Source organism: Streptomyces sp. NPDC001852 (assembly GCF_042891825.1).
In the GTDB taxonomy this organism is placed as follows: Bacteria; Actinomycetota; Actinomycetes; order Streptomycetales; family Streptomycetaceae; genus Streptomyces.
In genome coordinates this window covers 38,091-52,009 of sequence record NZ_JBIATN010000008.1, presented here as the reverse complement: position 1 = coordinate 52,009, position 13,919 = coordinate 38,091, and the positions used below count along the sequence as shown (strand labels likewise).

At 73.4% G+C, this 13,919-nt stretch carries 9 protein-coding genes; 7 read left to right on the top strand and 2 right to left on the bottom strand.

All coding sequences use genetic code 11. The annotated features are described in order from the left end of the window. Window positions 1-150: 150 nt before the first annotated feature. The 3 genes from ACFYZB_RS15745 (at window position 151) to ACFYZB_RS15735 (ending at window position 7,008) form a co-directional block, all read left to right on the top strand. Window positions 151-2,394 carry a CDP-glycerol glycerophosphotransferase family protein gene (locus tag ACFYZB_RS15745; RefSeq protein WP_388758668.1) on the top strand — a complete coding sequence of 748 codons (2,244 nt, stop codon included), beginning with the start codon at window positions 151-153 and terminating at the stop codon, window positions 2,392-2,394. 170 nt (window positions 2,395-2,564) lie between these two features. Further along, window positions 2,565-4,766, top strand: a complete 2,202-nt coding sequence (locus ACFYZB_RS15740) for a CDP-glycerol glycerophosphotransferase family protein (RefSeq protein WP_388758666.1) — start codon at window positions 2,565-2,567, stop codon at window positions 4,764-4,766. 7 nt (window positions 4,767-4,773) lie between these two features. Then, window positions 4,774-7,008: a CDP-glycerol glycerophosphotransferase family protein gene (locus ACFYZB_RS15735; protein ID WP_388758664.1), complete on the top strand. Its 2,235-nt coding sequence runs from the start codon at window positions 4,774-4,776 to the stop codon at window positions 7,006-7,008. A gap of 78 nt (window positions 7,009-7,086) precedes the next feature. On the opposite strand, the gene ACFYZB_RS15730 is transcribed toward ACFYZB_RS15735, so the two are convergent. Then, entirely contained in the window at window positions 7,087-7,500 is a 414-nt protein-coding gene (locus ACFYZB_RS15730; protein WP_351207029.1) for an organic hydroperoxide resistance protein, read from the bottom strand. Window positions 7,501-7,574: 74 nt separating this feature from the next. Here ACFYZB_RS15730 and ACFYZB_RS15725 point away from each other — a divergent pair, with 74 nt between their 5' ends. Next, a complete protein-coding gene (locus ACFYZB_RS15725; RefSeq protein ID WP_388758662.1) occupies window positions 7,575-8,066 on the top strand; it encodes a MarR family winged helix-turn-helix transcriptional regulator in 492 nt (163 codons plus the stop codon). Here ACFYZB_RS15725 and ACFYZB_RS15720 read toward each other — a convergent pair. Then, window positions 8,063-9,679 carry a glycosyltransferase family 39 protein gene (locus tag ACFYZB_RS15720; RefSeq protein ID WP_388758660.1) on the bottom strand — a complete coding sequence of 539 codons (1,617 nt, stop codon included), beginning with the start codon at window positions 9,677-9,679 and terminating at the stop codon, window positions 8,063-8,065. The genes ACFYZB_RS15725 and ACFYZB_RS15720 overlap by 4 nt on opposite strands. A gap of 116 nt (window positions 9,680-9,795) precedes the next feature. On the opposite strand from ACFYZB_RS15720, the gene ACFYZB_RS15715 reads away from it, so the two are divergent. The 3 genes from ACFYZB_RS15715 (at window position 9,796) to galE (ending at window position 13,908) form a co-directional block, all read left to right on the top strand. Continuing rightward, window positions 9,796-11,064: a glycosyltransferase 87 family protein gene (locus tag ACFYZB_RS15715; protein ID WP_388758658.1), complete on the top strand. Its 1,269-nt coding sequence runs from the start codon at window positions 9,796-9,798 to the stop codon at window positions 11,062-11,064. A gap of 44 nt (window positions 11,065-11,108) precedes the next feature. Continuing rightward, window positions 11,109-12,785: a glycosyltransferase family 2 protein gene (locus tag ACFYZB_RS15710; protein WP_388758656.1), complete on the top strand. Its 1,677-nt coding sequence runs from the start codon at window positions 11,109-11,111 to the stop codon at window positions 12,783-12,785. A 142-nt stretch (window positions 12,786-12,927) separates the two neighbouring features. Beyond that, window positions 12,928-13,908, top strand: a complete 981-nt coding sequence (galE, locus tag ACFYZB_RS15705; RefSeq protein ID WP_351207019.1) for a UDP-glucose 4-epimerase GalE — start codon at window positions 12,928-12,930, stop codon at window positions 13,906-13,908. Window positions 13,909-13,919: the final 11 nt, after the last annotated feature.

The following is a 13,919-nucleotide window of genomic DNA, read 5'->3' as shown; positions in this document are numbered from 1 at the left end:
TCGAGGGGTGGGCCGTACGGGACCCGCCCCTCGGCGTTCACCCGCCGTCCCCCGGCAGTCCCCCACATGCCGTACGAACCGTAACCAATTCACTCCATCGGCCGTTTCCGGTCAGAAACCCCGCGCCGAGCGACGACCCTTGGATGTCCCTTGCCCAGGTTCAGTGTCATTGTCCCCGCGTACAAGGTTCAGGCGTACCTCTCCGAGTGCCTGGACTCGGTGCTCTCGCAGTCGTACCCCGATCTGGAACTGATCGCCGTGGACGACTGCTCGCCGGATGCCTGCGGGGCGATCATCGACGAGTACGCGGCCCGGGACGCGCGCGTACGGCCCGTGCACCTGGCCGAGAACCGGGGGCTCGGGCGGGCCCGGAACGCGGGGATGGCCGAGGCGAGCGGTGACTACCTGGTCTTCCTCGACAGCGACGACACGCTCACCCCGGACGCGCTCAGGGCGATCGCCGACCGGATCAAGGAGTCCGGGGAGCCGGACGTCCTGGTGTACGACTACGCGCGCACCTACTGGGACGGCCGGGCGGTGCGCAACCAGGTCTCCGCCCCGCTCACCGAGCAGGGCCCGGCACCGTTCCGCCTCCAGGACCGGCCGGGGCTGCTCGGGGTGCTGATGGTGGCCTGGAACAAGGCGTACCGGCGGGAGTTCGTCGAGGAGCGCGGCTTCGCCTTCCCGCCGGGATACTACGAGGACACCCCCTGGACGTTCCCCGCGCTGATGACGGCGGAGTCGATCGCCACCCTGGACCGGGTGTGCGTGCACTACCGGCAGCGCCGGCAGGGCAACATCCTCGGCACCACCAGCACCGGGCACTTCGATCTGTTCGATCAGTACGACCGGGTGTTCGCGTACGTCGAGGACCATCCCGAACTCGCGCGGTGGCGGCCGGAGTTGTTCCGCCGGATGATCGACCACTACGCCACGGTGTTCACCAGGCGGGACCGGCTGCCGCGCGGCAGCCACGGCGAGTTCCTGCGCCGGGCCCGCGCCCACTACCGCCGCTACCGCACCCCCGGCACCCGGATGCGCCGCCGCAACGTCCTGGTCCGCTTCGGTCTGCACCGCACCTTCCGCGCGTTCCAGGTGGTCTCCGCCGCGCGCCGGCGCACCTTCAAGGCGGCGGTGAAGCTGGCCCGCGCCGTGCGGACCGGTGTGCTGCGGCTGCACTACCGGATCCAGCTGCGGCTGCCCGTCCGCGCCGACCGGGCGGTGTTCACCTCCGGGGCGGCCCGGGGCCACGGCGGCGACCCGGGCGCCCTGGAGGAGGCGTTCCGCACCCACGCCCCGCACATCCGCACCGCCTGGATCGCCCGTCCCGAGCACCAGCACACGGTCCCGCCCGGCCCGCGCCGGCTGCGGCCCGGCACCGTCGCCTACTGGACGGCGCTGGCCCGCGCCAAGTACCTGGTCACCGACGACGTCCTGGACCCGGACCTGCGCAAGCGGCCCGGGCAGGTCCTGGTCCAGACCCGGCAGGGCACGCCGCTCAAGCACATGGGCCTGGACCTCCAGGAACGCCCGGCGGCGGCCCGCGACACCGACTTCGACCGGCTGCTGCGCGGCGTCGACCAGTGGGACGTCGTCCTGTCCGGCAACCGGCACTCGACCCTGACCTGGGAGCGGGTCTTCCCGGGCCGGTACCGCACGCTGGAGTACGGGGCACCGCGCAACGACGTCTTCCAGCGGGCCACCTCGGCGGACGTGGCCCGGCTGCGCGGGTTGCTGGGCATCCCGGAGGGCGCGGTCGCGATCCTGTACGCGCCGACCTTCCGCGACCACCAGCGCACCCAGCACCCGCTGCTGGACCTGGAGCGGATCGCGCGCCGCCTCGGCCCCCGCTTCGTGATCCTGGCCCGCCCCCACCCGGTGCACGGCGGCCCCCTCGGCACGGGCGGCCGGATCATCGACGTCGGCAGCCATCCCAGCGTGCAGTCGCTGTGTCTGGCCTCGGACGTCCTCCTCACCGACTACTCCTCGCTCATGTTCGACTACGCCAACCTGGACCGGCCGATCGTGGTGCACACGGGCGACTGGGAGGCGTACTGGGCGGCCCGCGGCACCTACTTCGACCTGCACGCCTCTCCGCCGGGTGCGGTCGCGCGCAGCGAGGACGAGCTGATCGACATCTTCGCGACCGGGCACTGGCGCGGCTCGCGCTCGGCCCAGCTGCGGGCGGCGTTCCGGCAGCGGTTCTGCCCGTACGACGACGGACACGCCGCCGAGCGGGTCGTACGGCATGTGGTGCGGGGCGCGACGGGCCTGCCGCCGGTGGTGCCGCTGGAGGAGCGCAGGCCGGCGCCGTCGGCCTGCACGTGGTCCCCGTTGACCACCGCCACCGTGCCGCGACCTTCAGGTTCCCGTCCCGTCACCGAGCCGCGCTGAACGGCGTTGGTCCTCCCGGGAGTTCCCGTGCCCCTCGGCTCGACGCGGCCCACCCCGAGCCGGCCGTCCACCTGGCGTCCGGCGGGGCGGCCCGGTCGCGTGGCAGGCCCTGTCGTCCGCAGGACTCGCCTCCGCACCACACGCGTCCGCAAGTCAACAGAGAGAGCAGAATGCCCCGTTTCAGCATCATCGTCCCGTCCCACGGGGTCGCCGCCCGGCTGTCCGAGGCACTGGACTCGGTTCTCGGCCAGTCGTCCGGAGACCTGCAGCTGATCCCGGTCTGCGACGCCCCCGGCTCCCCGGCCGCCGCAGTGGCCGCCGGATACGCGGAGCGGGACGCCCGGGTGAACCCGGTCCACTCGCCGCCGTCCGCCGGCCTGAGCGGGGCGCGGAACGCGGGGATCGGTGCGGCGACCGGCGCGTATGTGCTGTTCCTCGACGGCGACGACCTGCTGCTGCCGGGCGCGCTCGCGGCGCTGGACGCCCGGCTGACCGAGACCGCCGGGGTGGACGTGCTCTACGTCGAGCACGAGCGCGCCCCCTGGTGGGAGGGCGAGCCGACCAACCCGGCCGCCCCGCTGTTCGCCGGGGCCCCGAAGGGCGCCTTCGCCCCCGCCGACCTACCGGAGCTGACCGGCGTACAGCTCCCGGCGTGGAGCGCGGTCTACCGCCGCGGCTTCCTCACCGAACACCAGCTCGCCTTTCCCGACAGCCACTTCACCGACCTCGGCTGGGGCGGCCTGACCACGCTCGCGGCCGGGCGGATCGCGGTGCTGCGCCGGGTCGTCGTACGGCACCGGCTGCGCCGGCAGGGCAGCCGGCTCAATGTGCCGGGGCCGCACCAGCACGATCTGCTCGACCAGGTGGAGCTCGTACTGACCCGGGCCGCCGAGCGGGAGCTGCCCGCCGAGCGGACGCGCGCGCTCTTCGAGCAGCTGTTCACCCGGGTCCTGAAGACCGCGTCCCGGCCCGAGCGGCTGCCGTCCGGGCACCGGGCGTTCTTCCGCCGCGCCGCCCGCCTCTACCGGCGCCACCGGCCGGCCGGTTTCCGGGTGCCCGGCGGCAGCCTGGGCGTGCAGCACCGGCTGCTGGCGGCCGGGGCGTACAGCGCGTTCCGGGCGCTGCGCGGCGCCAACCAGCTGGCCGTGAACACCGCCGAGGGCCTGCCGCGCCCGCGCGCGGTGCGCACCCGGCTGCGCTACGCCCGCGACCTGCACCGCCCGCTGGACGAGAACCTGGCCGTCTACTGCGCCTACTGGGGCCGGGGCTACGCCTGCAACCCGGCCGCGATCCACGCCAAGGCCCGTGAACTCGCCCCGCACATCCGCTCGGTGTTCCTCGTCGAGGCCGACCAGGCGCATGCGATGCCGAAGGACGTGGAGTACGCGGTGATCGGGTCCCGCCGCTGCTGGGAGGTGCTGGCCCGCGCGAAGTACCTGGTCAACAACGCCAACTTCGCCGAGGGGATCGTCAAGCGGCCCGGCAGTGTGCACCTGCAGACCCAGCACGGCACCCCGCTGAAGACGATGGGCGTGGACCAGTCGACGTACCCGGTGGTGGCCGCGCAGTCCGGCAGCTACACGAAACTGCTGGGCCGGGTCGACCGCTGGGACTTCAACCTCTCCTCCAACCGCCACTCCACCCAGATGTGGGAGCGCGCCTTCCCCGGCTCCTGGGAGGCGCTGGAGTACGGCTATCCGCGCAACGACGTCTACTACACGGCGACCGCCGAGGACGTGGCCCGCGTCCGGCGGGAGCTGGGCGTCCCCGAGGGCAGCACGGCCGTCCTCTACGCCCCCACCCACCGCGACCACCACACCGGCTTCGAGCCCGGCCTGGACCTGGCGGCGTTCTGCGCGGCCGCCGGCGAGGACGTGGTCGTGCTCCTGCGCGCCCACTACTTCTACGACCGGGGGTCCGGCCACGGCGACGGGAGGATCATCGACGTCACCGCGCACCGCTCCGCGGAGGACGTGTGCCTGGCGGCGGACGCGCTGGTCACCGACTACTCGTCGATCATGTTCGACTACGCCAACCTGGACCGGCCGATCGTCGTGTACGCCGACGACTGGGACGTTTACCGGGAGACGCGGGGCGTCTACTTCGACCTGACGGCCGAGCCGCCCGGACCGGTCACGCGCACCCCGGAGGAGCTGGCCGCCGTCTTCCGGGACGGCTCGTACGCGGGCGAGGAGGCCGCGGCGCTCAGGGCCGCGTTCCGGGAGCGGTTCTGCGAGTTCGACGACGGCCGGGCCGCCGAGCGCGTCGTACGGCGGGTGCTGCTCGGCGAGCCGCCGGAGGCGGTCCCGCCCGTGATCCCGCTCGCGCAGCGCGTCCCCGCCCCCGCCGCCGCGCCCCTCGTGAGGAGCTGACCCGCCCGTGCCCCGCTTGAGTCTGATCGTGCCCTGCTTCAAGGTGCAGGGCTTTCTGCGCGAGTGCCTGGACTCGGTGCTGCTGCAGTGCTTCGGCGACTTCGAGGTGATCGCCGTGGACGACCGCTCCCCGGACGGCTGCGGCGCGATCCTGGACGAGTACGCCGTGCGCGACCCGCGGGTGAAGGTGCTGCACCTGCCGGAGAACGTGGGCCTCGGCCGGGCCCGCAACGCCGGGCTGCCGCACGCCACCGGCGACTACCTGTTCTTCCTGGACAGCGACGACACCCTCGCTCCGGGCGCGCTGCGGGCGATCGCCGACCGGCTGACGGAGGCCGCGGACCCGGACGTGCTGGTCTTCGACTACGCGCGCACCTACTGGTGGGGCGGCACCCGGCGCAACGCCCTGGCCGAGGTGCTCGCCGAGGCCGGGCCCGGCACCTTCACCGCGGCCGAGTACCCGCAGATCCTCGACCTGCTGATGGTGGTGTGGAACAAGGTCTACCGGCGGGAGTTCGTGGCGCAGGAGGGCTTCGAGTTCCCGCCCGGCTACTACGAGGACACGCCCTGGACCTTCCCGGTCATGCTCAGCGCCCGGCGGATCGCCGCGCTGGACCGGATCTGCCTGAACTACCGGCAGCGCCGGCAGGGCAACATCCTGTCCACGACCAGCCGCAAGCACTTCGACATCCACGACCAGTACGAGCGGGTCTTCGCGTTCGTGGGGCAGCGCCCGGAGCTCGCGTCCTGGCGGCCGTACCTGCACCGCAAGATGGGTGAGCACTGCCTGGACATCCTGGCCAAGCCGGACCGGCTGCCGCCCGCCGACAAGGCCGAGTTCTTCCGGCGCACCCGGGAGATGTTCCGGCGCCACAGGCCGGCACAGGACGCCCTGACCGACGGCGAGGTCGGCCTGCTGGAGGGCTCCTGGACGGGGTACCGGATCAGGCGGGAGGCGGCACGGGCCGGGCAGGAGGCGGCACGGCGGGCCGCTCTCGTGCGCGGCGCTGTCGCCGACCGGGCCCGCTCCGGCTGGGCGGCCGTGCACGCGCGCCGCCCGCTGGACCCGCACCTGGTCGTCTACTCGGCGTCCTCGCACCGGGGCATGCTCGGCGACCCGGCCGCCGTGTACGCCAAGGCCCGGCAGATCGCCCCGCAGCTGCGCGGGGTGTGGGTGGTGAAGGACGAGGAGACCGCCGAGCACCTGCCGACCGGTGTGGAGCACGTGGTCCTGGGCTCCCGGCGCTGTCTGGAGATCGCCGCACGGGCCAAGTTCTTCGTCAACGACGTCAACTGGCCCGGCTCGCTCGCCAAACGGCCCGGCAGCGTGCACATCCAGACCCACCAGGGGACCCCGCTGAAGTACATGGGCGCCGACCTGCTGGACAAGCCGGGCGCCCGGCTCGGCTTCGACGTGCCGCAGATGCTGCGCCGGGCCGACCGCTGGGACTACAGCCTGGTCGCCAACCGCCACTCCGAGCTGGTCTGGGAGCGGGCCTACCCCTGCCACTTCACCTCGCTGCGCACCGGCAGCCCGCGCAACGACGTGCTGGTGAACGGCGGCGACAGCGACTTCCGGCAGCGGTACGGCATCCCGGAGACGGACACGGTCGTGCTGTACGCGCCGACCCGCCGGGACTACCGCCGCGGCGGGCACGTGGACCGGATCGACCTGGCCCGGTTCGCGGCGGACCTGCGCGAGGGCCTGGGGGGTGGGGGCCTGGGCGAGGGACTCACCCTGGTGGTCCGGCTGCACCCGTCCCTGGCGACCGGCCCGGCGCGCGGCATGGGTCTGGCCGAGCTGGACCGGCGCGGGATCCTGGTCGACGCGACCGACGAGCCGCGCGTGGAGGACGTCCTGCTCGCGGCGGACGTGCTGGTCACCGACTACTCGGCGGTGATGTTCGACTACGCCAACCTGGACCGGCCGATCGTGCTGCACGCCGACGACTGGCCCGCGTACACCGCGAGCCGGGGCGCCTACTTCGACATCACCGCCGAGCCGCCGGGCCATGTCGCGCGTTCCTACCGCGAGCTGGCCCGGCTGTTCGCGTCGGGATCCTGGCGGGACGAGGAGTCGGCGCGGCTGCGGGCGGAGTTCCGGGAGCGGTTCTGCGAGTTCGACGACGGCCGGGCCGCCGAGCGCGTGGTACGGACGCTGCTGCTGGGCGAGGCCGTGCCCGGCCCCCGGATCCGGCTGCCGGGCCAGGCCACGGGGCAGGACGTGCTGACGTCCGCATAGGGCAGGCATAGGGCGGGCCCGAGGGTGCCGGGCACGTGGCCGCCGGCACCCTCGGGATGCGCCGTGGTTACTCGATGTTCACTCGATGACGAGGTCGACGTCGATGTTGCCGCGGGTGGCGTTGGAGTAGGGGCAGACCTGGTGGGCGGTCTCGACCAGCTTGCGGCCGGTCTCCTGGTCCACGGTGTCGGGCAGCTCGACGCGCAACGTCACCTTCAGGCCGAAGCCCTCGCCCTGCTTGCCGATGCCGACCTCGGCGGTCACGGCGGCGTCGCTGACGTCGACCTTGGCCTGCCGGCCGACGAGACCGAGGGCGCTGCCGAAGCAGGCGGCGTAACCGGCGGCGAAGAGCTGCTCGGGGTTGGTGCCCTCGCCGTTGCCGCCCAGCTCCACCGGCGGGGCCAGCTTGAGGTCGATCCTGCCGTCGGAGGAGACGGCACGACCGTCACGGCCGTGGGTGGCGGTGGCGACTGCGGTGTAGAGCGCGTCCATGAAGACCATCCCTCTCGGGTGCGGGGTTCGCTGTGACCACAAGTAGAGCACACAATTTAGTTGTGCACAACTAAATGGCTCACCAGAGCTACCCTGGAGACATGACCGACACCGAGTGGCTGCGCCTGGACCGCCAGATCTGCTTCTCCCTGCACGCGGCTTCCCGCGCCTTCAACGGCGTCTACCGGGTGATCCTCAAGGACCTCGGGCTCACGTATCCGCAGTACCTGGTGATGCTGGTCCTCTGGGAGCAGGGCGACCTGCCCGTGAAGGCGCTCGGCGAACACCTGCGACTCGACTCGGGCACGCTGTCCCCGCTGGTCAAGCGGCTGGAGGGGGCCGGCCTGGTGCGCCGGGAGCGCAGCGCGCAGGACGAGCGTTCGGTGTGGGTCCGGCTCACCGGGGAGGGCGCGGCGCTGCGGGAGCGGGCGCTGGAGGTACCGCGCCGCATCGCCCGGGCGACCGGTTTCGACCTGGCGGAGATCACCGAGCTGCGCGAACGCCTCGACCGGCTCACGACCGCGCTGGACACGGCGGCCACGACAGCGGGGCTCCCGGCGGACTAGCCGACGCGGACGGGTTTCCTCCCGGGCGCCGAGGGCTCCATGGGCTTGCGGACGTACAGCCGTACGGCCATACCGCCCCGCAGGATCTCCCGCTCACCGGTGAAGTCCCGCCGCATCACGGCGAGTTCGGCCCGCTCGGTGCGGCTGCGGGGGAGCCGGCGCCCGACGAGCAGGTCCGGGTCCGCCACGACCCACACCCGGTCCAGCCGCGCCATCCGCCGCCGCACCTTCCGGGCCCCGGCCTCCCGCCCGTACAGCGTCCCCGACCCGGCGGGCCCCTCCGCCAACGCCACGTCCCGCGCACCCCGGAACGCGCCCGGATAGGCCAGGGCCACGTTCCGCACCTGCGACGGCAGGAACAGCACGGCGTCACCGGGCGCCAACTCCCGTGCCGCCACCCGGGAAACAGCACCGAGATCATCGGGCCGGGCACCCGGGTCGCGATCGGCGCAGAGGAGGGGGAGCTGGTGGAGAAAGGCGAGCGCGACGGCGAAGACACCGGTGAGGGTGACGAAGGGGCTGTGCCACAAGGGGTGCCGTGTGCGACCACCCGGCCGCAGCCGCCCGACGACCCCCGCCACCCGCTCGGCCCCCGCCGCGACGAGCAACGGCGCCCCGCTCAGCGCGTACAGCACATACCGGTCCACAAACAGCGGCGAGGCCTGAGAAGCGAGCATCAACACCGCAGGCGGCGCCACGGTCAACGGCAACGCCACCCCCACAAGGGTGATTTCCCCCCGCCGTCCGAAGAGCCCCGCCAACCCGACCGACGCAAGGCCCAGACACACCGCGTACACCCCGCCCGAAGGCCCGAGAAACCCCCGCGACAGCTCTTCCGCCGTAATCGCCGTAGGCCTCCGCAGCCACGCCACCTGGGCCGCCTGCCCCCGTGACACCAGGACCATCGGCACCAGCGAGACCACGACCGCGCCCGCCGCACACCCCCACCCCCGCCACACCCGGCCCCCGACCCGGGCCAGCGCCAGCGACCCCGCGTGGGCGCACAGCAGCAGCACCGCGAACTCGTGCAGCCAGCAGGTGAGGCCGAGGACGGCGCCGTACGCCACCCAGGAACCCGAGGCCCCCTGAACGGCCCGCACGAACAGCAGGGTGGCCCCGGTGGCCCCGGCGGCCACCAGGGCGTACGAGCGGCCCTCCTGCGCATAGTGGCCGGCCATCGGCGCGACGGCGTACAGCAGCCCGGCCCACAGCCCGACGCGCGGCCGGACCAGCCGGGCACCGAGCGCCGCCACCAGCGCGGCCGTCACCGCCGCCGCGCACACCGACGGCAGCCGCAGGACGACCTCGCCGGGGTGGACGGCGAGAACGGCGTGCACGAGGAAGTAGTACATGCCGTGCACGGCATCCACGTCGTGCAGCAGCAGCCAGATCTGCGGCACCGTGCGCCGCCCGACCTGGAAGCTGACGGCCTCGTCGCGCCACATGCCGCCGCGGTCGAGCCCCCAGAGCCCGAGCGCGAGCATCACCAGCGCGGGCACCCCCACGGCGGTCCGGCGGCGGATCCGGGCCCGGTGGCCGCGGGGCACGCGCGTCGCCGTGCCGGCCGGCACGGCGACCTGACTCGCTTCCTCCCCGCGCGACTGCCGTTCCACAGGAAGCCCGACGTTCACCACGGTCCGCCCGATCTCTTGCGATTAGCCAACCTTTTTACAGTCATGACGGCGTATCGGCATGGATGCACCATCTGCGCCGCTTAGGCTCCCATGCGATGAACCGTCTCCGTGCCAACTCCGGTCCGGTCCTCGGCGTCACCGCCCTCTGGCTGGCCACCCGCGCCCTGATGCTGTGGTTGCTCACCCATGACAACGCCCCGCTGCTGGGCGGGGGCACGGTGCCCCGCGAGGTGTGGCGGCTGTACGGCGACTGGTACGGCGTCCTCGCGCACGGCTCGTTCCCGACGCACGACACGCTCTGGCAGTACCCGCCGGGCGCCGGCGTGGTGCTGCTGGCACCGCGCCTGCTGCCGTGGCTGACGTACTTCCAGGCGTTCGTGGTGCTCACGCTGGCCGTGGACGCGCTGGTCACGGCGGCGCTGACCCGCGCGGGCAGGCTTCCCGGACGCAGTCTGCTCGGCGCCGCCCTGTGGACGGGTGGCCTGCCGCTGCTGCTGCACCTCCCGCTCGCCCGGTACGACGTCCAGGCCACCGCCCTCGCCGTGCTCTCCCTGCTGGCGGCGGGCCGCTCCCCGCGCGCGGGCGGGGTGTACGGGGCGCTGGGCGCGCTGGTGAAGGTGTGGCCGGCGCTGGTGCTCCTCGGCACGCCCCGGGGCCGGGCGAGCCGTGGGGCGTGGGGGTGGGCGGCGGCCGCCGGGGCCGCCGCGTTCGGGGTCCTCGCCGTGCTGTTCGACCATCCCCTGTCCTTTCTGCGGGAGCAGGGCGGGCGGGGCGTGCAGATCGAGTCGTTCGGCGGTACGGCGCTGAACCTGGCGCGGCACGCTGGCTGGCCGGGCCGTGCGCGCTACCGGTACGGCGCCACCGAGCTGGTCGGCCCGCAGGTGCACGCCGTCGCCACCGCCTCCCTCGCGCTGACGGTGGCCGCCTTCGCGCTGCTGGTGCTGTGGCGGGTGCGGGCGCGGCGGTGGAGCGAGGCCACGCCGTTCGACGCGGCCCTGTGCGCGGTGCTGCTGTTCACGGTCACCAGCCGGGTGATCAGCCCGCAGTACATGATCTGGCTGCTCGGTCTCGCCGCGGTGTGCCTGACCTCGCGGCACACCGGCCAGCGGCCGGTGGCGGCGCTGGTCGTGGCGGCGGCCGTGCTGAGCACCCTGGCGTTCCCGATGCACTACGGCGATGTGATCGACGGCACCTGGACCGGCTGCCTGCTGATGCTGGCCCGCAATGGGATCCTGGCGGCCGCGGCGGCGCTGTCCTTCGTCCGGCTGTGGCGTTCATCACAGCCCTATGAAGATACTATGCAAACTACGGAACCCGGACCCGATTTCGAACGTCTTCCGGACCGAGCGCTAAGCCTCTCTTAACGGCGTATTACCGAACATTCCTACGCTCCCGGCCCGTGGACCCGATGCGATCAGACTCGACCGACACACCCGATACCGCAGGTACCGCCGAGTCGCCGCGCCCGGCGCAGGTCGGTGTCGTCGTCATCGGCTACAACGACCGCGCCCATGTGGGTGACGCCGTGCGTTCGGCGCTCGCCCAGGGGCCGGCGGTCGCCGAGGTCGTCGCCGTGGACGACTGCTCCAGCGACGGCAGCGGCGAACTGCTCGAGCGGCTGGCCGCCGACGAGCCCCGGCTGCGGGTGGTGCGCCGGGACACGAACAGCGGCGGCTGCGGCAGCCCGCGCAACGCCGGGATCGACACGGTGACCACACCGTACGTGATGTTCCTGGACAGCGACGACGTGCTGCCGCCCGGTGCGGTGGACGCCCTGCTGGCCGCGGCCACGGGGGCGCACGCTGAGGTCGCGAGCGGGCTGTGCGTGCGCCGGGAGCTGCCCTCGGGGCGCGAACAGTCCTGGCAGGCGCCCCTCTACACCGCGCACGCCGTCCTCACGGGCCCCTCCGAGCACGCGCGCCTGGTCCACGACACGCTGTGCGTCAACAAGCTGTACCGCACCGACTTCCTGCGCGAGCACGACATCCGCTTCCCCGAGGGCCGCTTCCTCTACGAGGACATCGTCTTCACCGCGCGCGTGCTGGCCGCCGGCCCGCGCATGGCGCTCGTACCGGACCGCGTGTACGTGTGGCATGTGCGCCGGGCCGCCGAACAGCTGTCCCTCTCGCTGGACCGGGAGCACATCGACAACTGGAAGGCGCGCGTCCAGGCGTGCGCGCTGGCGTACGAGATCCTGCTGGGCGCCGGGCAGAAGGAGCTGGCGCGGGCGGCGCGGGCCAAGTTCCTCGACCACGAGGTGCGCATGTACGCGCGCGAGCTGGGGTTGCGCGACGCGCAGTACCGGCGCGCGTGGTGGGAGCACACCCGGGAGTACCTCGCGCGCTACGACGCCGCCGACTGGGAGCTGAACCCGGGCGCTCCGGGCCGGCTGCTCGCGCGGGTCGTCCTGGAGTCGCCCGAGCCCCTCGACCTGCCCCGGCTGCGCGAGCTGGCCTCCCGCCCGGCGCGCCTGCTGCCGCCCTACGCCCGCACCCCCGACGGCGTCCCGGTCTGGTCCGCCGACCTCCCCCAGGTCACCCTCACACCGCTCCTGGACCGTCCCACGGATCTCCTCCCACTCGCGGTCGACGCGGAACTGCAGTCACGCGCGCGTGCCTCGCTGCTCCGTCTGCGGCTGCACGAGCTGTACGGCAGGGTGGCCGAGGCGGGCCCGCGCGAGGTGGACGTGGAGTGGCAGTCCCGGGAGGACGAGGACCGGATGCGGGGGCGCACGACGGTCCCGCTCACGCCCTCCGACGCGGGGGCCGGCGCAGGGACCCGCGCGGAGACCGACGCCGGCACCTGGTCGGCCGAGCTGCCCGTGGACCTGGCCGCGCTCGGCGCCGGCACCTGGGACCTGCGGCTGACCGTGCGCTTCGCCGACGGCACACAGCGGGACGTGACGGCGCACGCCCTGGCGGGCGCCGGCCGACTGCGCCGGCGCGCCGTTCCGAGCGTCCGGCACGGCGTGCTCCTGGTGCAGCCGTACGCCACGCACTCCGGCGCACTGGCCGTGCGCCTGGCGAGCGGCGTGCGCGGGGTGCTGCAGGTGGCGCGCGGGCGGCTCCGCCGCCTGCTTCACTGAGACACACGCCGAGGCACCGCGACACACCCCGCCGCCTCACCGGGGCGCCCGCCGATACAGCGGGACGCCCACTGCTTCACCGAACCACGCCCGCTGCTCCGCCGAGCGGCTGAACGGGCCAACTGACGAGGAGACGGCCGCAATGACCTGGCTGATCACCGGCGGTGCCGGATACATCGGGGCACACGTCGTACGGGCGATGACCGAGGCGGGCGAGCGCACGGTCGTCTACGACGACCTGAGCACGGGCGTCGCCGAGCGCGTACCGGCGGAGGTTCCCCTGGTCCGGGGCTCGGTCCTGGACGGGGAGCTTGTGGCCCGCACGCTCGCCGAGCACGAGATCAGCGGGGTCGTGCATCTGGCGGCGAAGAAGCAGGTGGGCGAGTCGGTGGAGCGCCCGCTGCACTACTACCGGGAGAACGTCGAGGGCCTGCGGGTCCTCCTGGAGGCGGTGGCGCGGGCAGAGGTCCCGTCCTTCGTCTTCTCCTCCTCGGCCGCCGTCTACGGCATGCCGGACGTCGACCTGGTGACGGAGGAGACCCCCTGCCGGCCGATGTCCCCCTACGGCGAGACCAAGCTGGCCGGCGAGTGGCTGGTCCGCGCGACGGGCCGGGCGACCGGCATGTCCACGGCGTCCCTGCGCTACTTCAACGTGGCGGGCGCGGCCGCCCCCGAATACGCCGACACCGGCGTGTTCAATCTCATCCCCATGGTCTTCGAGAAGCTCACCGAGGGCGCGGCGCCGCGCATCTTCGGCGACGACTACCCGACGCCGGACGGCACCTGCGTGCGCGACTACATCCACGTGGTCGACCTGGCCGAGGCCCACGTCACCGTCGCCCGCGCCCTGGCCTCCTCCCCCGGCACCGACCTGACCCTCAACATCGGCCGCGGCGAGGGCGTGTCGGTCCGCGAGATGATCGACCGCATCAACGCGGTCACCGGCTACGACCGCGCGCCGACCGTCACCCCGCGCCGCCCCGGCGACCCCGCACGCGTCGTCGCCTCGGCCACCCGTATCGCCACGGAACTGGGCTGGCAGGCCAAGTACGACGTCCAGGACATGATCACCTCGGCCTGGGAGGGCTGGGTACGCCACCACCCGGAGGCGGCACGCTCGTAGGCTCGGGCGGT